Raw genomic sequence first — 19,382 nt, 5'->3', positions numbered from 1 at the left:
ATCTTAATCAATAAATTCTCTATATTGATTGTTTTTCCTTGTTGAGTCGTCACAGATCGAAGCGACTTCATTTACAAGAGAGCACCCTGCAGACAAGAAGCCGCAGGGTGCCCGACGGGGTCAGTACCAGCTAAAGTTACAGAGACTTCATCAACAAATCATACAGGATAACCGCTGCTTGTGCGCGAGTTGCGGTCCCCTTAGGGTCGAACTTGTCATTGCCGATGCCTTTAATAATGCCTGCTTGTGACATTGAATCTACTGCTTCTTTTGCGTAGGTTGCAATGTCTTGCGCATCATAGAAAGCGGCAGGAGCTATACCTTCATTTAATGTAATCCCCGCCGTCTGAATTGCCCGGTAGGCCATTACGGCCATCTCTTGACGAGTAATCTTGTCATTGATGCCAAATGATCCATCGGTTAGACCGGACACGATACCGAGCTGCTGAGCTGAAGCGACCGAGTTATAATACCATGCCTCTTGCTCAATATCCGTGAAGGAGCTTATCGCATTCGCCTGGTTCAGGTCAAGCGTCAGCATTAACATTTGAATAAACTCAGCTCTTGTAATGGAATTGCCCGGGGCGAATGAATTCTTCGTCACACCGTTTATGATTCCGCGTGCTGCTAATCCGTCGATGCTGTCGCTCGCCCATGTGATAGCTTTTGTATCGTTGAATTGCACCGGATTAACGATGGCGGTAAATCTGCCGAAGTACTTCGCGTTGAATTCCACCATGCCCGTGTCCTTGTTATAACGGCCGTTCTTGATCACTTCAAACTTGCCATCCTCTGACAGATAGTAGATGACAATCTGGACCGGGTTCTCGCCCGGCTTCAGCGTGTACGGTATAGCTATTCTCATGGATTGTTCTTGGCTGAACTTGTTGATCTTCTCACCGTCAATGTTCAAGGTGCAGTCATACACCGTGTTCGATCCGATGATCGTGCGGACATCTTCGGCTAGGGCAAGGTTATCAACCTTCGCCATGTTCAATTCGAGCATTGCATTGCCAGTAGCATCTTTAAATAACGACACCGGCAGCTGCACTGAAGCAAATCCGGGGCAAATCTCGATGCGTATGATACCGGCTTCTATGGCGATGTTCACCAGATCAATCGGTATGGAGACGGTCAACTGCCGGGCATCTTCAGCCCCTTGTATAAGCAGCTCCATAGTTCCAGCCTTTGCTTCGGATATCGCCTTCTTCACAGCATCTGCTTTGACTGTGATTCTGGCATGGCCGCTTGAATCTACCACTGCCTTCAACTCTCCGGATTGATCAGGAGCCGGGTTTGTCGATGGTGTTGGAGACGAAGGAGATGTTGAAGTTGATGGAGAGCCCGGATTCGTGCTTATGCTGTTCGTTGTCGCTTGTACTGCGGCAGATAGCTCGGATTCCCCGGCCTCATTGACAGCCGTCAACTTATAATAGTAGGTAGTCGATGCCGCTAAGCCGCTGTTCCGGAACCAGGTTGTCGTGATCGATTGCGGATTGATCTTGCTGTAGTTGCCGTTCACAGAAGTGGAGCGATATATATTGTAGCCGGTGGCATTGGTCGACGCCGCCCAGCTGATCTCAATCTCGCTGCTGCTCTTTGCTTGCGCAGAGATATTAGTCGGTGCGGCAGGTGCTTCTGGTACTTTAGTTTCCCCATCTGTGGTTGCCATGGCATATCCTGACTTCTCGGATTCAAGTTCTCCTTTTACAGCTGTTACCTTGTAGAAGTAGGTTGAACTCGCTTCCAGCCCCGTGTCGCCATAGGTGGCTTCGGTTACCGTTAGAGAATTGAGTCTGTGGTAAGGTCCATCCGCTGCATCGGAACGGTATACGTTATAGCCGTCTGCATCGGCTGACGCTGTCCAACTGAGCTCAATCCTGCTAGTTCCTTTCGGCTCCGCTTTTACATTAGTTGGTGCAGCAGGTGTTTCAGGCTCCTTAGTATCTGAATCTGTTGTGGCTGCTGCATATTCCGACATCTCGGATTCGTAGTCTCCGCTCAGCGATGTCACCTTGTAGAAGTAAGTTGTGTTAGCTTCCAGACCTGTATTAAAATAGGTAGCTTCGGTAACCGTTACGGAGTTGAGCTTGCGGTAAGCTCCATCCACTGCATCGGAACGGTATACATTGTAGCCGTCAGCATTTGCTGCCGTCCAGCTGATCTCAATCTCGCTGCTGCTCTTTGCTTGCGCGGAGACATTAGTTGGAGCAGCCGGCATGATAATATGCAGGTAGCTCTCGGGATCGATAACCGCATAATAGGCCGGCTTGGCGGCCAAAGCCTTGTCAAAGAGCAGGGGGCTGCCGGAAGCGCGCCAGCTCTGGGAGTCTGCCTTGCCCCAGAAGGTAACGCGTTCGATGCTGCTTGCGTACTTCTTGAAAATAACGAATAGCTTCGCATATAGCTCAGCCTGTAAAGCCTCATCTTCCTTCGTGAGCGCTCCCGTTGAAGGAATATCCAGCTCGGTGATGCTAACTTTCACGCCCGCTTGGGCAAAGCGCGCAATACTTGCTTCTACCGTGTCAGGGTTCAGGCTCTGGATCCAGTAATGAGCTTGCATGCCGATGCCTTCCACCAGCAAACGTCCAGGCTCGGTATTGCGAGCATCCGTCTTCCACTTCTCGTTGAGATCTTCGGCCATTAACGCCATCGCTTCCCGCTTCCAGGGCTCATTCTCGTTGTAGTCGTTGTAATAGAGAGTAGCTCCGGGGTCAGCCAGACGCGCGAACACGAACGCATCGTAGATATAGTCGACGCCGCTCTCTCCCTTGCTTGCATCAGCACCGTTCTCATAGGCCATATACCACGGTGAGTTTTTGCGCAGCACGGTCTTCCAGTCTGTCGGAATGCCAAAGCCTCCGTCAAAGGCTTCGTTCACCACATCCCAAGAAGCAAGCTTGCCCTTGAAATGGCCGGCAATATGGTCGATATAGTCCTTCATATTAGATTGGGCCTCTGCACGGGTAAGCGGTTTGTTATCTGTGTCCGTGGTCAACCAAGGCGCCGACTGGGAATGCCAGACCAGTGTATGACCATGAACCAAGATGTTATTTGCCTCCGCCCACTCCACCAAAGTGTCGGCATTTGAATAGTTATACACGCCCTTGGCTGAGCTTAAATACTGTGGCTTCATGTCATTCTCGGGTGTCATGATATTGTAGTGATGCTCATACATCGCCGTATTCCCGGCATCTGTCGTCTGACCGGCACTCATCACATTGCCGATCATGAAGTATTGGCTATAGGTATCTGCGATAGAAGGCAATGTCAGATCCCACTTAGGAATCTCCTTCAAATCGCCCACTTGGCTAATAACAATCTGGTCGATGTACCATACTTCGGCATGGTTAGCCGCATCGTTGACAACCAGCCGGAAATCGATTGATTGCAGCGGATTTTCCATTAGAGGTGTTTGGACATTTACTTCTTTCCATTGATCGATCGGAAGGGTCCCGGGGCTACTCGGGAGCTTGTATGCACTATTGGCGTAATCCTGATTGAGTACCACACCAGTCCCGGTAAGCACTCCTTTGCCTTCGTTGCCGGCAGCCGGTGCATAAATCCAGACGGAGATATTATAAACTCCACCGGCAGGAAGCGGCTCGGCCAAGGTCAATCGAACAGCGTTGTCAGCGCTGGTATAGCTTGTGCCAGGAATATGCGTTACCTTCAATACGGTGTCATCGTTCTTCCCAATACCGGATTGATTGATCCACTCGATGTTTGAGGAAGCAGCCGATGTAAAGAGGCTTCCCTGCTCTGCTTCATTGTCGAAGTTGTAATGCAGCAGCTCCTTGATTTCTGGTTCTTCCACAGACGGAGGCGGGCTGATTACTTGCAGCTTCACCTCATCCAGATAGAAGGTAAGACCCTGGATTTGAGCGTCATTATGAAACACAATGGCGCTAACCGACTGATGGTCTGCCGGTACAGTGAATTCAAGAGCAACATCGGCCCACTGGCCAGCCAGCAGATTCACTGTGCTTTTTCCAACAGTACCATACGTATCTTTACCCGTATTATCCTTGGTTTCAACGCGAACGCCCAAGGTGGCGTCTTTTGCGCTCAGCGCCTTCGCGGTCAGCTTATACTTGCCGCCGGGCAGCATCGGCGTCGTGAGCGAGTTATTGCGCAGGGCGACCCCAGAATAGTTGTTCGCCGCTGTAGGTGCGACACTCAGACTGTTGCTTCCTGCCGCGGCGTATTCCTGCGTCCGGCTAACAGTTGCATCGCCGTTCTGCTGCAGCGTGTTTCCATTTTCAAAACCCTCATGATAAATGACATTTGAATCGGACTCAAGGGTGAATGAATGGTGTATGGGAGCCGCAATCATATTGCCCGCAGCATCGCTCAGCCGCATGATGTATAGGTTGCAAACTTCACCTTTATTTTTGGTAACATCGTTAAATACCACTTCGACTGCTTTATTGTCCGCTGCCCATTTGAGCGTGAAGTCGTCGGAGAAATCAAAGCCGATACCGAAATCTCCCTTGGACATCGGCTCGCTGAAAGTAATCTTCAGCGTATCTCCAGCAGCCAAATCCGCTGATTCATTTAAATTGAAGGCGACAACAGCATTAAAGTTGGTCTTTGTCGCCGGGAGCAATGGACGTGTTCCATCATCCGTCTGGCTGTTGGGTTGTGGCGGCCAGTCCGGCTGAGGACCGATCTTCTGTACCGCTGCCGAGGCATTCCAGCTGACAGTTTCCTGATTGTTTGCGAGCTTAGACTTGTCGATGGAGATTTCAAACGTGCTGCCGGGCATAGCCTCCATTTGCAGCTTTTTCAGCGTAATGATATTGAAGGAATTATTCGGTATACGGTTGTTCTCATTGGGGTTGGTCGTTACGCCGTAATTGAGAATCCAAGCCTGCTCCGTATCCTCCTGGAAGGATTGCGTTAGCTTGTTGCCGTCGGCGTAGACTTCTATCAAATCTTTATTGATCTTGCTGGTGAAGCCATACATTACGGCTGCGCCGTTGTCGTTCCTGGCGGTGCCATGTCGCAGTGCAGTGGCCAAGTCGACGCCTTGGAAGTATACCGTCTTGCTGTCCTTCGCGGCACCTAAGGTTGTAATTTCATAACGCCCGATCTTGACCTGGTTCTCCGTCAGTTTAAACTCCGCTATGCCGTCCACTACATCCGCTGTCCAGGTGTCGTTCGTCGGTTTGTTAGCCGCATCTAGAATCGTTAGTTTCACCTTGGTGTCGTCAGAGTGAACCTTGATTGTGGCGGGGATGCCTTCGGTAACAATCTCGTAGTCGGTCCACAGCGTATATTTGCCCGGGCGGGACCAGCGGAGGTAGGAACTATCGATATCGTACGGATAAACTGTCATGTCAGAGATTTTGTCGTAGACGCCCATGCCGTAGCTCGGCGGGTTGCTGTTCGGATAAAGATCCCTGACTTCCAGCGGCTTGTCGCTGAATTCCTTGTCCATGACGGCAATCATGAACGGCACGTCTCTGTCCTGGATGGCATGGGCGCCATCGCGCACGCGCACGGCAATATTGTCACTGCCCAAAAATTCGTAGACTTCCTTTGCGGCACTTATCGCCATGACGGAGGAGGGCGGAGTCGTCCAGTCAAAGTTGTTGTCTGCGGCAAAGGCGATAAGCGGCCGCGGGGCCATCAAAGCTTCAACAGCATGCGAGTCAAATGGCATATAGTCCATATCTGTCTGGCGATGGAATCCGGCCGCTGTTCCAAGGCCCATCCAGAATGATTCGCCGGAGTACTGGATGCTGTTGAGGCCTTTTTGATTCCTGCGATAGATGCGGTCTAACGGCGAATTGTAGTAGAACAGTTTGCCTTCGGCGATGTAACGGAAGCTGGATACGCCCGACTGTCCGCTATCTACCGGCGCCGCCGCACTAACCCGGTCGTCCATGGCCGCTGACATCAGAGCATATTTGCCGTTAATGGATACGCCGGTTGTAATCGACTTATATGGGTTGATCTTCCATTGATTTATACCGCCGTTCGCTTCGGCGCTAAGCTCCATTGCGTCAATAATGCGGGATACAGTCCATGCTGCCGTCATTATGGAACCGGTGTTGAAATCATATTCGTAGGGGTTAAATGGGTAGAGGTTGTAATAGTTTCCAGTTCTGCTGCTTCCCCAGTTGGATACATTAATTACGGCGTAGCCATTTTGGGTCGCCATGGCCGTCTGGCTAAACCCGAAGGCGATAATGACTGGCCAGCCGCCTTCAGGTGCATTTCCCGAAGGAACAGTAACATTGCCAAGGCTCCCGCTTACGTTCTTTCCATTATCGTTGATGGTGACATTGACCTGGTTAGTAGGGGCATTTACCGTGATGGCGCTCTTGGGGGTCGGGTATTTTCTTCCATAGTAGTAGTACTGAATCAGGTCTCTAAGCTCCTCCCTGCGCTCTGACCAATCGGTCTCGGATTCTACCCGGCCGTTTGTGCCGGCGCTGGGATCCAGGAACTCGAACAGGTCGTTTAGGCCCGATGTCTTCGGCAAGTTAGTGATATTCTGCTGGAAATAGTCGCGGGGCGGCGTAGGTTGCAGGGCTGTCTTATCAACCTTTGCGTTGACAATCACATTTTTCTTAGCAGTCTCTATTCCGATTTTATGGATCTCGATACCAAGCGTACCTGTTCTGGTAATGTTGGTGAGCCCAAGCTCGTATACGGTATCGCTGATCTTCGTTAACGAGCCTTTTTCCGCCGTGGAGGTTGCGTAGTTGGATACCGTGGCAGGCGTACCAGCGCTGAGAAGAATATCTTCCGTTGCTAGATTGGCTACGGCTTTGTTGAAGGTTAGCCTTATGGCGGTACTGTCGCTCACGAACGCTGCACCACCAACGTTTATCACGTTATAGGTGATCGGGATTCCGTGAACATCAACGATTTTTTCTGCATCGACTACACCGTTCTTGGTAATCTTGAGATGGATGGTGCCTTCCAGGGTAACCCCGCTGATCCCAAGTTCATATTGGGTGTCGTTCGAACCGCTCACCACGGTCAAAGTTCCTTTGGCCGCAGTGGCGGTACCGTCTGAAATGGTGATGTCGCTTTCGACTAATCCCGGTACAGGTTCTTCAAAGACCAGTGTAATTAAGCTTGATGCAGTCTTATTCGCCTCGCCATTCGCCGTCGCGGTATAATTCGTCTTATTAATAGGCGTGTTCTCGTCAGCGAGCACCAAATTCATATCAACTAAGGTAAATAACATGATCGTAACTAGGAACGATGAAATAAAACGTTTAGATTTCATGCATCGGTCTCCTTTAACGTTTAATCTTTTTATCCTCACTTGAAGTCATCTCTGTAGACGTACATCAGCGCCGGATATTAATCCTAATTCAGTCAGCGGGAGTCACCTAGTTGCAAGTTTCTTCATTACTCCTCCTTTCTCTATTGCAGCTGCTTTGAAATGCGCGACCCAGAGAGGGACATGTCCTTTGAATGCGTTTTCATTATAGCTGCTCACCTGGCATTATTCTTCTAATAAACTGCTCTATGTCTCTCAAATATTGTGAAGTTTACGTTCCCTCTTGTCTGCAAGTGGTTAAATAAAAAATAAAAGAGGCTGCAACAGGTCCTTTGTTCCTGACCCGTTACAGCCTTCGTCTGTTCAGCTTGAATCTTATTTGAAATACTCTGTTAACCTCTATTGGCTCTATTCCTCACCCGTCGCGATCGGATTCTCCTCATAGCTAACCCAGTCGCTCCAGCTTCCCGCATAGAGCTTTACCTTCTCGTACCCGGCTTCCTTCAGTCCAATGAAATTCGGACAAGCCGAGACGCCCGAACCGCAGTAGACGATAATTTCCTTGTCAGCGGGAAATTCCTTGTAATGCTCCGCCAGCTGATCGGAAGCCAGCCATTTTCCGTCCTGTTCGATGAGCAGCTTCCAGAACTTATTTTTCGCTCCCGGAATATGACCGGCCGCTTTATCCATCGTTTCCTCTAACCCTTGATAACGGCGCGGATCACGCGAATCAATGAGAATGACCTCGCTATTTCCAGCCGCGCTGCGCACCTCATCTATACTGGCAAGTAATTCGGGATGCAGGCTATAGGTGTAGCTTGCCGGCACGCGGATCGGCTGATCAGCAGTTACCGGAAAATCGGCATTCTTCCAGGCCGTGAAGCCCTCGTTCATAACATGGGCCTGCTTATGTCCTAAATAACTTAGCAGCCACCATAATCGGGAGGCGTACATTCCGCCTTGGTCGTCATAGGCGATAACCCGCGTTTCAGGCGTAATGCCAATTTTGGCCAGAGTTTTGCTTAGCTGTTCCGGTTCAGGAAGCGGATGGCGACCGCCATGCTCGCTTATTGGAGAGGAGAGATCCTGTTCAAGATCCAGGTAGACTGCGCCGGGAATATGCTCTTCTTCATAAGCTTTCCGCCCTGCGTCAGGCTGCCCTAATTCAAAGCGGCAATCCACGATCGTTACATCGGGCTCATACATTCGTGCCAACACCCAAGCTTTGCTTACTGTAATGCTCATAATAGAAAAACACCGCCTTCTTAGAAATAATGATAATGCCAGTATACACCGTTTGTATTAGAGAAAAAATAACCGGGCCGCATAAGCAATTAGCCGTACGAAGTATGCTGTACATAATAAACAAGAGGCGGTATCATTAGGACGCAGAGTGTTAAAATGAACCGGGATTTAATCGCGGTACACGATGCGAATATTTAAGTGACAGTATGTCTCTTCGGTATAATGTTGGTTGGGACAACTTTTGATGCAGCGAAGTGAGTCCGATTTGACATGAAGCTTTTCATTACAATCCGGACAGCGGTCCTGAAATAAGGACTTGAGTTTGCTAAGCATGTCAACAACACCTCCGTCTACATTTATCCCATTGATTTACTTGGTTTTGTTTATTATAGCGCATCATGGTTCGTTCGTATATCGTTTGTGCAAAATATTATGAGCAGCTTGGGAGGTATACATACGTGGACACAGCAGGATATTTCATTATGTTTCTGATTGGCCTGATAGGTTCATTTTTTTCCGGCTTGCTGGGTATCGGTGGGGCGATTATTAATTATCCGCTGCTGCTGTATATTCCTGATCTACTCCATGTAGGTAACTTTACCCCAAAAGAAGTGTCAGAAATCAGCATGTTTCAGGTATTCTTCTCGTCTATGGCGGGTGTCTTGGCCTATAAGAAGCAGAGCAGGAATGAAAAGCCGTTGATGCATAGAGGGCTTATCAGCAATATGGGGATCAGTATCTTGATCGGCAGCTTGGCAGGCAGTGTTAGCTCTAAATATTTACCAAGCGAGACGATTAATATCATATACGGCGTGCTGGCCGTGCTGGCGGCTGTGATGATGATGGTGCCGAATCGGGGCAGCAGGGAAGATACGGACCTCCGGGCCATTTCCTATAACCAGGTTACGTCTGCGGTTGCAGCTCTCTTGGTCGGGATCGTATCCGGGATAGTAGGAGCAGGCGGCTCGTTCATCTTAATTCCGATTATGCTGACCGTGCTGAAGCTCCCTATCCGTGTTACGGTAGCCTCTTCACTGGCTATCGTATTTATTTCGGCAATTGGCGGTGTAACCGGCAAACTCATCGGCGGAGGGATTCCGCTGCTGCCCACGGCGTTTACGATATTCGGCAGTGTTATTGGAGCCCCGATCGGCGCTCATGTCAGTCGTTACTTGAATGTAAAATACCTTCGGGTTGCATTAGCTGTGCTAATCGCCGCAACCGCCATTAAAATCTGGTGGGGCATTATTGCGTGAACAGGGTATGACCAGCGAAGGGGCGGACTGAAAGCCGTACTAAGATCCATTGCTGGGATCAGGATAGGTATCCGCTTAATGCGGTGTGCCGACATGTAAAATATACATATTATTGGATCGAGGGAAGCTAAAATGTACTCCAGGGTTAAATCATCTGTGTCATATGAAGTACTCTATATCATCGGGATCATAGCGATATCGTTCTCTTCTATTTTTGTGCGCTGGTCTACCGCTGAGGTATCTATTATTGCGATGTACAGATTGTATCTTACAAATCTGCTAATGCTTTCTTTGCTATGGAAGTATCGTAAAGAATTGCTCCGGTTGACTTCCAGGCAATGGCTCACGCTGCTCTCGTCGGGACTTATGCTAGGGCTGCATTTTCTGTTGTGGATGGGGTCCTTGCAGCTGACAACCGTAGCCAGTTCAACGGTGATTCTAACTTTAGAACCGATTATCGTGATGTTCGGATCATTTTTTCTGTTTGGTGCCCGGATCAACCGGGCCATGCTGATCGGTCTCGGCCTCGCTCTTATCGGCTCACTGGCTATAGGCATTGGGGATTTCCAGCTATCGGAGAAGGCGATTCGCGGGGATATTTTATCTCTTCTGGGAACAGTCGCGGTAGCCGTACATATGCTGATCGGCAAGCACTTACTTAAGAGCTTGAGTGCTTATGTGTATAATTTCTGGGTTTTTGCCATCGCGGCGACTTTTCTGGCAGGGTATAACCTGGTTCGTCATATTCCATTTACGGGTTATGCGCCGAGAGAATGGGGAATTTTCCTCCTGCTGGCTGTAGTGCCGACCTTATTCGGCCATTATCTGTTCAACTGGCTGATGAAATATATCAGTGCGGCTGCTGTGTCCATGGCTGTATTGGGGGAGCCGGTTTTTGCCTCTTTGCTGGCCTGGTTATTGCTGAAAGAGAGACTTGGCTTCCTTCAGCTGGGGGCTGGATTCGTTATTTTGTGCGGTGTGGCGATATTCATTCGGTTCGGGAAGGACGAGCCGGTGTCTGATCTCACGAACCATGCGGATCCGGGGACGGCGGCTTAGTTATGATACGATGCATATCCCCTAATTCATTTGCATCATTTTGCAGATTGCGGGGGATTGGTTTATACCAATGCTTCTTTCTCTTAATAAGATAGATTAGCAAAAAGAGAAGGGAGCATCAGCATGAAACAAGTACATGTATCGCAAACTTATCCGAGGTTAACAGTTTACAGCGAAGAGAACTTCCGGGGAGCCAGCCGAGTTTATACAGGAAATTTGGGCATCCGTAATACGGATAACATCCTTGATGGGATCGAGAGTCTGCGCTTTTTCTCTACGAGCAGCAACGCAACTCTGGTGTTGTTTACTAGGACGCGGTTCAGAGGCAATTTCCGTGTGTATCGTGGCAATCGCAGTATTGCCGATTTGGATGATTTGATCTCAGGGAATGACGTTGAATCGATTATATCGACCAATCAGCGTCTGACCTTGCAGCAAATTCGCGATATCCGCAGCAGCGGCACTCTCCCCGCTGGCTATAGATTGATTTAATTTAATAGCAAAAAGCTAACAGGCTAACACCTTATCATCAGGCGGTCCAGGCGGGATTTTTTCCTGCCAGGACGTCTGATTTTTTACATAAAGCAAATCGCAGGCTTACGCCGCCGCTATGACTTCTTTAATTCAAAAAACTCGCATTCTTGACGCGAATGATAGGTGAGATCGCTAACGCTGGTCTGAGTAATAATCTTATCCTCGGTAAAGCGGACGATGATCGCTCCGCTCTCAACCATATGACTATTGTGAAATACGCGAATCCGCAGCTGGCGGTCCAGCGCATCCTGGAAGTCCTGATCCGTGTTAAGGCGTCTATTTATCGGCATAATCCCCGTTCTCCTTCTTCTCTCCTGAATGAATACTCTGGTCTGCAGCACTTGAAATAGCATAGCAATCAGAATAGGCTGTTGTCCAGCCCAGGGTATTTAGCATGTAATCCCATACTAAATGCAATGAGCCCAGTCCATTTTATAGGCATTTCCATACAATATAGCAGTCTAGAAAAGTCCGGTTTTCAGCACCGAGGTTTGCTCCTGATGTGCGTTGGTTCAAAACGCTACAGTTGCATGAAACTGGGGAGCGAGGAGCGAACGGCTGTAGTGGGTACGTGAGCATTTGAGGTGTTTCCGTAGGAAACATGATCTCGCAATTATCCGCTTTAGGCCCGGGTGAACTCAAGATTCGATGTCGAGTTAGTTCTGAACGACTTCGTGATCCAAATCGGACTATAGGGAGATGATGTAATGGTGAAGCATAGGGGCAGGCGACGGCCTGTTCACGCCCCGACAGGAGCAGTATTGCAGCGAATTGCACGTCAGATGCTGCCTTTCTACGAAGCGATAGCCTGTAATCGAAAATACGCGGCCGCCTGGAGCAGGGCTGTCGTCTCGGCTGATCTTCATGCGCTGACAAAGCTGTTGCGCAAAGTATCCCCTGTGTTGGGCAGACACGGACTAGGAACCAATGCGATCGGATATTTTATTTCATTTGCGATTCACAAATCAAGCTATTCGAATGGTGTAACGATCCCGCCAGGAACCGCGCGATTCAAGTTCGAGACCGCTGCCCACCGTGCCGTGACACGGGCAATCCTGCCTCTTTATTGCAGGTTGGCTTGCCAGCGATCCTTCGCGGATCGACTTGCCCGGGCCATTCGTTGTCATAATAAACCGCTGGCAGTTGCACTCATCCGCAGCACGGTAAGGTCTTCGGCATTGAAGGCAGTTCGTATCGATTCTACTGGCTTTGGCTTAAGCTTCAAATTTCCTTTCAGTAAACATGTGTATCAGAATCTGTTATTTCTTGAATTCGAGAAGTAAATAACGGCCGGAATAGTCGGGCAAGGTGACCCATCCGGAGAAGACTCCTATGTTAGTGTAGGAGTCTTCTGTTTTTGCTCGGGAATAAGCATGAATTTACCGTAAGTCCAAACCAAGCACGTTATTCAATCATATTTTATAGTAATTTTCCGAAAATAAGGAGATTTACAGAAGATGGCAGGAGGGAAAAGCATATGTCAGTTATTAAAATGAATTTGCAGGCGCAGAGCACTGTCAGCGGTGGTGTTACCGTCACTACGGCGACGAATACGATACCAACCGTATATCGCTATAGTGCAGGAATTGTACTGGGGAATATTATCGGAAGCACGACTGTTGTACAGGCGAGCAGCTTCACTGATGATGGAGGCAACTCGGTTCCTGCAAATGGACTGGTTGTTCCGCCGGAGAACGGATATTTCAATTTATATGTGAACGGTGTCCTGCAGCGGGGCGGCATGAGTACTCTCTCTGCGGCAAATTTAACGATTAACACTGCATTGGTGATTGGTGCCAGCGTTGTTGTGGAGGTTGTAGTTCTCGATTCCTCCTCAACCTCGAATTCCACGAACGGGTTGTCCGTATCCACGTCTATCTATTATTAAAAAGGGTAGGGGAATTTATATTCCGGCAGGATGAGATGCTATAATGGAGGGAGGAAGGGAGTGCATCTTTTACAATATGAAAACTTTGGTATTAGCGGAGAAACCGTCGGTTGCGCGTGAAATCGCGCGGGTGATGGGCAGCCGTGAGAAGCATAAGAGCCATTTTGAAGGAAGCAAGTATGTGGTTACTTGGGCGCTGGGCCATTTGGTTGGACTGGCTGAGCCTGAGGATTATGATAAAAAATTTAGCAACTGGTCGCTGGAGGACCTGCCGATTCTCCCTGACAAAATGAAGCTGAAAGTGCTCAGAGAGAGCAGCCATCAGTATAAGGCTGTTCAGCAGCTTATGCGCAGGCAGGATATTGAGGAGCTGATCATCGCCACCGACGCGGCGCGCGAGGGAGAACTGCTGGCGAGATGGATCATGGATATGGCGAAGTGGAACAAGCCGTTCAAGCGGTTGTGGATATCGTCGCAGACGGACAAGGCGATCAAGGAAGGGTTCGCATCGCTCAAGCCGGGAAGTCAGTTCGAACGGTTGTATCATTCGGCCCGCTGTCGTGCAGAGGCGGATTGGATGGTCGGCTTGAATGTCACGAGAGCTTTGACTTGTAAATTTGGCTCGCCTTTGTCGGCCGGGCGTGTACAGACTCCTACGCTCGGGATGATCATGCAGCGTGAGAACGAGATCCTCAAGTTCCGTTCCGAGGAATACAGCGTTCTGCGCGCCGACCTAGGCAATTTTGAAGCGACTTGGCGGGGGAGTAATGGCGATTCCCGTATTTTCGAAAATGATAAAGTACAAAGCCTGCAAAATAAACTAAGCGGACGCACCGGTAAAATCGTCAAGCTGAAAAAGACGGAAAAGCATGTCCCTCATCCGCTGGCTTATGATCTGACGGAGCTGCAGCGGGATGCGAACCGGATGCTCGGATTCTCGGCGAAACAGACATCCAATGTATTGCAGCGCTTGTATGAGCAGCATAAGCTGGTTACCTATCCACGCACGGACTCACGTTATCTGTCCTCAGACATGGCTGATACGTTAAAAGAAAGACTGATCAGTGTCGCCATCGGGCCTTATGCGGCGATAGCCCGGCCGTTGCTTCGCAAACCGCTGCCTTTGTCGAAGCGGATTGTTGATGATAGCAAGGTCACGGATCACCATGCGATTATTCCGACAGAGCAGACCGTGCTGCTGAACGCCCTTAGCTCTGAGGAACGCAGATTGTACGATCTGATCGTGCGCAGGTTCATCAGCTTATTTTATCCGCCTGCCCGCTATGACAATGTCGCCGTAGAGATCGATGTAGCCGGGGAGACCTTGCATGCCAAGGGTATTACCATGAAGGAGAGCGGCTGGCGAGCCGCTTATGATGAGGCGCTTCTTGACGGAGAGGAAGACGAGGATGATCTGGAGAGCGGAGCCGCGCTTCCGGAGCTGAAGGAAGGGGAAGCCGTCACTGTTAAGCGCTGCATAATTCAGAGTGGACGTACTCAGCCGCCAAAGCGTTATACCGAGGCAGCCCTCCTGACGCAGATGGAGAAGCATGGTCTTGGCACACCGGCGACACGCGCCGATATTATCGAGAAATTGGTGAATTCGGATACGATCGAGCGACAGGGGAATTTGCTGCATCCAACCGGCAAGGGGAAACAATTGATTGAGCTGGCTCCGGCGGATTTGCGCAGCCCTGATCTGACGGCGCGCTGGGAAGCGGAGCTCGAGCGGATCGCTCGCGGACAAGGCAAACCGGGACCGTTCCTGGGCGGTATCCGCGAGATGGCGCAGAGCCTGGTGAAGGGCGTTAAGAACAGTGAGGCATCCTATAAGCCGCATAATGTCTCGAACAGCCATTGCCCGGATTGCGGGACAAGATTGTTGGAGAAGAAGACGAAGCGGGGGCTGCTGTTAATCTGTCCGAATGAAGATTGCGGCTATAAACGCTCCGGAGAGAAGAGATTGTCCAATCGCCGTTGCCCACAATGTCATAAGAAGATGGAGCTTAAGGAAGGCAAGGCGGGGCTATATGTACAGTGTCTCTCCTGCGGAATAACGGAAGTAATAAATAAGGATTCGAAGCATATCAATAAGCGGGAGCAGCAGAAGCTGGTCAAGCAATATGCGAAGCAGGAGCCGGCCGGCAATAATCTGGGAGAGCTGCTCAAGGCGGCGATGGAAAAGAAGAATCAGTAAGCGTTATGCATAAATCATGGGTCATCCCGGGATGCTATGCCTGGAGGTGGTATGCATATGCCGCATAATAAAGCGCAAAAAATTAAAAATCAGCAGAACAAGTCAAGTATTATGGAAGCCGCCGATGAGCTGCAGCCTAAGAAGCAGGCGGGCAAGCCATCCAGCTTGAACAAGATTCCGAAGCAGGAATCCTAGCTGCTGCATTGAAGCTCCCCTTTGCGGGGAGCTTTTTAATTGCGGGAATTGGCGTTATAATATAATTAGATAGAGTTAATTCTATCTCGAATTCGAAGGGAGCAATCGGCATGAGAATGGGCCTGGTCATCTGGCTGATTTTTATTAATTTAGTGGCCTATCTGGTCATGTCCGACGATAAGCGGCGCGCAAGGCAGAGGAAGGAAAGAATCCCCGAGAAGACGCTGTTTCTGCTGGCCTTTATCGGCGGAGCGTTAGGCGTATTGATCGCTATGAATACGAAACGCCATAAGACCAAGCATATGAGCTTCCGGATCGGGATTCCGCTGTTACTCCTTTTGAACGCAGTGTTGTATGGTTATTTTCTAACCTGATTTATGATTGGCGCATTAAATTCTATCGTACTATTGGCTAGTTGACGGTTAATCGTATTAATACTTAGATGAGAGAGGTGCTTGTTATGTTATTCTCCAAAATAGTAGCAGCATACGATGGATCCAAAGCGGGTACCAAAGCGTTAGACAAAGCGATTGAATTGGCAAAATTGAACCCGGATACGACGCTTGAAGTGCTCCATGTGTTTGATTTCCCTCGGTTCTACGTAGCAGACGGCTTCGCTCCCGTGCCTGCTTCTGTGAATGAGGAGTTCTATGAGCTTGCAGAGAAGACGGTGGAGGAAGCGAAGAAGCGCCTGGAAGAGGCAGGGGTTAATGCTACCGTTCAATTGATGCAAGGTGCGCCAGCTGAGGTCATACTTGATTATACGAAGAAGAATCATAACGATCTGATCGTAATCGGCAGCCGCGGTCTTGGCGGCATACGCGAGTTCGTGCTTGGCAGCGTCAGCCACAATGTCGTCCAGCATTCCAGAATCCCGGTTCTGGTCGTAAAATAAAAAATAAAGCTTAAGACAAGGGCCAGCTCTTAGTAAGGAAGATTGCTAAGAGCTGGCCCTTATTTGTGTAAAATGTGGCTTGCGTGATATGCGGCCATTGCTTTGCTTTTAGAATAGCAAGCAGTGACAATCAAAAAATCAAATTCGCGTGCGATCCTGGCTGTAAGTCTGTAGGTACGTGGGTACGTAGGTTCGCGAGTTTGTAGGTTCGTAAGTCCGTAAGTCCGTAAGTCCACAAGTCTGTAAGTATACAAGCTCGTAAGTTCGTAAGTTCGTAGGTTTGTAAGTTCGTAAGTTCGTAAGTTCGTAAGTTCGTAAGTTCGTAAGTTCGTAGGTTAGTAATTTCGCGAGTCCGCAAGTTCGTAGGTCCATAAATCCATAAATCCATAAATCCATAAGTTCATAAGTTCATAAGTTGCAAGTCAGCAAGCCTGATGAGTCCGAAAGTTCGTGAGTCCGCATATTCTCTAACGGAAATCAGAGCCGTTATTTGAACAGAATGGCGCTGCTGCGAATTCTAACGGAAATACGGTACCTTATTTGGCAAAATGAGCGGGAATTTGGTCCAATTATAGTCGATTAACGCCCCCCAGTTCCGTTAGATTTGCAACCGGGGCTTTTTTCGCCATATAGAGGTCTGCATTTCCGTTAGAGTGGGACCGTCCCTTGCAATCTAGTAATCAGAGCCGCTATTAAAGCAGAATGTGTCCGTTGCCCATTTTAACGGAATCAGAGCTGCTATTAGCCCCAAATGACCGCTGCTGCAAATTCTAACGGAAATACGGTACCTTATTTGGCACAATGAGTGGGAATTTGGTCCAATTATAGTCGATTAACGCCCCCCAGTTCCGTTAGATTTGCAAACAGGGCTTTTTTCGCCATATAGAGGTCTGTATTTCCGTTAGAGTAGGACCGTCCCTTGCAATCTAGTAATCAGAGCCGCTATTAAAGCAGAATGCGTCCGTTGCCCATTTTAACGGAAATCAGAGCTGCTATTAGCCCAAAATGACCGCTGCTGCGAATTCTAACGGAAATACGGTACCTTATTTGGCAAAATGAGCGGGAATTTGGTCCAATTATAGTCGATTAACGCCCCCCAGTTCCGTTAGATTTGCAACCGGGGCTTTTTTCGCCATATAGAGGACTGTATTTCCGTTAGAGTAGAACCGACCCTCGCAATCTAGTAATCCGTCCCGATCATTTCGGCGAATAGGGGAGGGTTTCATCTATCTATGTCGAAATAATAGAGCAAGACTATCGATGTTGGGAGAGAAATGATTTTGCCTCGTTTCAAAATGTGGAGAGTTGCTGTATGTGTCGTTCTTTTACTAGGAAGTGTTAATAGTCTATATGCTCCAGGTCAGGCTCATGCGGCCAAAGGGAGCGCTGCTGAGGTCAAGACTGTGAAGAAGCAAGATACCAATACCAAGGCAAGTGATCATGTTAAGAAGGTTGAATATGCCAGAAGTACGGTGGAACGTCTGAATGTGCGCACAGAGCCTAACCTGAAGGCAGCGGTGATCCAGATGATCGGCAAGCAGAATATATATCAGGTGCTGGATAAGCAGGGAAAATGGATCAAGATTAAGCTGGCGAAATCGAATGGCTGGGTACACAGCGATTATATCGAGTATGTACAAGACGGGAACAAAGGAACCGTTAAGAATGACACCAAAGCCACCCAGGGTGAGACCAAGGTTGTTAAGAATGACACCAAAGCCACCCAAGGTGAGACCAAGGTCGTTAAGCAGGAGCAGGATAAGTTCCAGAGTAGTCAAGAGGAGAAGCCTCAATCTGTGGAGCAAAATAAACCCGATCAAGCAGCGAACGGGGAATCTGATGCAGGCGATCAAGGTGCTTCCGTCGTTAAAATTGTTGATGTGACGAATCTGCGTGTCGGACCTGGCATGGATTTCGAGATCGTTGGCAAGGCGCAGCCTGGCGAATCTTATACGATCGTAGAGAGTGATGGAGATTGGTACAAGGTCGCATTGCAGGATGGGGGCATGGCCTATATCGCAGGTTGGGTGGTACAGATTGATTCCGCCAACGGCGCACAGGATCCTGCGGGACAGTCAAATGCTGAAGTGAATTATGAGAATCAAGTATTCATCTATTCCTCTCATAATCGGGAATCGTGGCGAAGTGTGGCCCGTAATGTGAAGGGTTCTTCGGTAGATGACCGTGATATGAATATTGCGATGGTTGGCAGATATCTAGGTGAAGTGTTACAGGAGAAAGGTGTGCCGACGTTCGTTAATAACATTGATATAGCAAGACGACTGGAGGAGCAGAGGCTCAGCTATTCCAAATCATATGAGGAATCGCGCAGAGCGATCAATACAGCGCTGAAGACGAATCCTTCATTGACTTATTTCCTCGATATTCATCGTGACAGCGATGTACCGAAGCAGACGACAACAGCTTCGATTAACGGGGAGTCTTATGCGCGCATTTTATTCGTGATTGGAACGAATCATAACAACTATGCGAAGAACAAGCAGTTTGCCGATGCGCTGAATGAGCTATTGAAGCAGAATTATCCCGGCTTGTCCCGGGGCGTGCTGCTGAAGACTGCAAAGCAAGGTAATGGCGAATACAATCAATCGGTATCCCCAGGCAGCATCCTGATCGAGATCGGGGGAGCCAATAATACGTTCCAGGAAAGCCAGCGTGCCGCTGAAGCTTTGGCGGATGTGTTTTCACAATACTATCATTCCAAGGAATAATTATTATATATAATCAGAAAAGCAGAGACCGTCCTGTACAACAGTTTATTACTGAGGACGGTCTCTTGTTATAAATACAGAATTTATGTAAATTTACGATGATATAAGGCTTTAGGAATGGGTTGGCAATAAGTGCAT

Annotated in this window: 13 protein-coding genes; 10 read left to right on the top strand and 3 right to left on the bottom strand. The window is 49.0% G+C overall.

Annotation, left to right across the window (positions count from 1 at the left end; translation table 11 throughout):
• Positions 1-136 precede the first annotated feature (136 nt).
• Both BN1360_RS02180 and BN1360_RS02175 read right to left on the bottom strand, forming a co-directional pair.
• Positions 137-7,249 (bottom strand): endo-1,4-beta-xylanase, encoded by a 7,113-nt coding sequence (locus tag BN1360_RS02180; RefSeq protein ID WP_068778272.1) that lies wholly within the window; start codon positions 7,247-7,249, stop codon positions 137-139.
• A gap of 405 nt (positions 7,250-7,654) precedes the next feature.
• Positions 7,655-8,491 carry a sulfurtransferase gene (locus BN1360_RS02175; protein WP_068778271.1) on the bottom strand — a complete coding sequence of 279 codons (837 nt, stop codon included), beginning with the start codon at positions 8,489-8,491 and terminating at the stop codon, positions 7,655-7,657.
• A gap of 458 nt (positions 8,492-8,949) precedes the next feature.
• On the opposite strand from BN1360_RS02175, the gene BN1360_RS02170 reads away from it, so the two are divergent.
• The 3 genes from BN1360_RS02170 (at position 8,950) to BN1360_RS02160 (ending at position 11,298) form a co-directional block, all read left to right on the top strand.
• On the top strand, positions 8,950-9,747 hold the full coding sequence (locus tag BN1360_RS02170; RefSeq protein ID WP_420707866.1) for a sulfite exporter TauE/SafE family protein: 798 nt from the start codon (positions 8,950-8,952) through the stop codon (positions 9,745-9,747).
• Between the two features lie 132 nt (positions 9,748-9,879).
• Positions 9,880-10,806, top strand: coding sequence for a DMT family transporter (locus tag BN1360_RS02165; RefSeq protein WP_068778270.1), 927 nt, complete (start codon positions 9,880-9,882; stop codon positions 10,804-10,806).
• Positions 10,807-10,929: 123 nt separating this feature from the next.
• Positions 10,930-11,298 carry a hypothetical protein gene (locus tag BN1360_RS02160; protein ID WP_068778269.1) on the top strand — a complete coding sequence of 123 codons (369 nt, stop codon included), beginning with the start codon at positions 10,930-10,932 and terminating at the stop codon, positions 11,296-11,298.
• 116 nt (positions 11,299-11,414) lie between these two features.
• On the opposite strand, the gene BN1360_RS02155 is transcribed toward BN1360_RS02160, so the two are convergent.
• On the bottom strand, positions 11,415-11,630 hold the full coding sequence (locus BN1360_RS02155; RefSeq protein WP_068778268.1) for a hypothetical protein: 216 nt from the start codon (positions 11,628-11,630) through the stop codon (positions 11,415-11,417).
• Between the two features lie 417 nt (positions 11,631-12,047).
• Here BN1360_RS02155 and BN1360_RS02150 point away from each other — a divergent pair, with 417 nt between their 5' ends.
• From BN1360_RS02150 to spoIIP, 7 genes are all read left to right on the top strand, one after another.
• A complete protein-coding gene (locus tag BN1360_RS02150; RefSeq protein WP_068778267.1) occupies positions 12,048-12,623 on the top strand; it encodes a hypothetical protein in 576 nt (191 codons plus the stop codon).
• A gap of 194 nt (positions 12,624-12,817) precedes the next feature.
• Entirely contained in the window at positions 12,818-13,228 is a 411-nt protein-coding gene (locus tag BN1360_RS02145; protein ID WP_068778266.1) for a DUF4183 domain-containing protein, read from the top strand.
• Positions 13,229-13,304: 76 nt separating this feature from the next.
• Positions 13,305-15,425 (top strand): DNA topoisomerase III, encoded by a 2,121-nt coding sequence (locus BN1360_RS02140; RefSeq protein WP_068778326.1) that lies wholly within the window; start codon positions 13,305-13,307, stop codon positions 15,423-15,425.
• Between the two features lie 57 nt (positions 15,426-15,482).
• Positions 15,483-15,620, top strand: a complete 138-nt coding sequence (locus BN1360_RS02135; RefSeq protein WP_179015804.1) for a hypothetical protein — start codon at positions 15,483-15,485, stop codon at positions 15,618-15,620.
• Between the two features lie 110 nt (positions 15,621-15,730).
• Complete coding sequence (locus BN1360_RS02130) at positions 15,731-15,994, top strand: DUF1294 domain-containing protein (protein ID WP_068778265.1); 264 nt, start codon at positions 15,731-15,733, stop codon at positions 15,992-15,994.
• An 86-nt stretch (positions 15,995-16,080) separates the two neighbouring features.
• Entirely contained in the window at positions 16,081-16,515 is a 435-nt protein-coding gene (locus BN1360_RS02125; RefSeq protein WP_068778264.1) for a universal stress protein, read from the top strand.
• A 1,280-nt stretch (positions 16,516-17,795) separates the two neighbouring features.
• Positions 17,796-19,244: a stage II sporulation protein P gene (gene spoIIP / locus BN1360_RS02120; protein ID WP_068778263.1), complete on the top strand. Its 1,449-nt coding sequence runs from the start codon at positions 17,796-17,798 to the stop codon at positions 19,242-19,244.
• Positions 19,245-19,382: the final 138 nt, after the last annotated feature.

Source organism: Paenibacillus sp. GM2 (assembly GCF_900069005.2).
In the GTDB taxonomy this organism is placed as follows: Bacteria; Bacillota; Bacilli; order Paenibacillales; family Paenibacillaceae; genus Fontibacillus.
Note: the sequence above shows the minus strand (reverse complement) of the source record. Positions and strands in the feature narration are given on the sequence as shown.

Bases quoted from the DNA above. Each gene is read 5' to 3' on its own strand.
- BN1360_RS02135 (WP_179015804.1), top strand. From the start codon at position 15,483: ATGCCGCATAATAAAGCGCAAAAAATTAAAAATCAGCAGAACAAGTCA.
- BN1360_RS02145 (WP_068778266.1), top strand. From the start codon at position 12,818: ATGTCAGTTATTAAAATGAATTTGCAGGCGCAGAGCACTGTCAGCGGT.
- BN1360_RS02165 (WP_068778270.1), top strand. From the start codon at position 9,880: ATGTACTCCAGGGTTAAATCATCTGTGTCATATGAAGTACTCTATATC.
- BN1360_RS02140 (WP_068778326.1), top strand. From the start codon at position 13,305: ATGAAAACTTTGGTATTAGCGGAGAAACCGTCGGTTGCGCGTGAAATC.
- BN1360_RS02180 (WP_068778272.1), bottom strand. From the start codon at position 7,249: ATGAAATCTAAACGTTTTATTTCATCGTTCCTAGTTACGATCATGTTA.
- BN1360_RS02155 (WP_068778268.1), bottom strand. From the start codon at position 11,630: ATGCCGATAAATAGACGCCTTAACACGGATCAGGACTTCCAGGATGCG.
- BN1360_RS02150 (WP_068778267.1), top strand. From the start codon at position 12,048: ATGGTGAAGCATAGGGGCAGGCGACGGCCTGTTCACGCCCCGACAGGA.
- BN1360_RS02160 (WP_068778269.1), top strand. From the start codon at position 10,930: ATGAAACAAGTACATGTATCGCAAACTTATCCGAGGTTAACAGTTTAC.
- BN1360_RS02130 (WP_068778265.1), top strand. From the start codon at position 15,731: ATGAGAATGGGCCTGGTCATCTGGCTGATTTTTATTAATTTAGTGGCC.
- BN1360_RS02125 (WP_068778264.1), top strand. From the start codon at position 16,081: ATGTTATTCTCCAAAATAGTAGCAGCATACGATGGATCCAAAGCGGGT.
- BN1360_RS02175 (WP_068778271.1), bottom strand. From the start codon at position 8,491: ATGAGCATTACAGTAAGCAAAGCTTGGGTGTTGGCACGAATGTATGAG.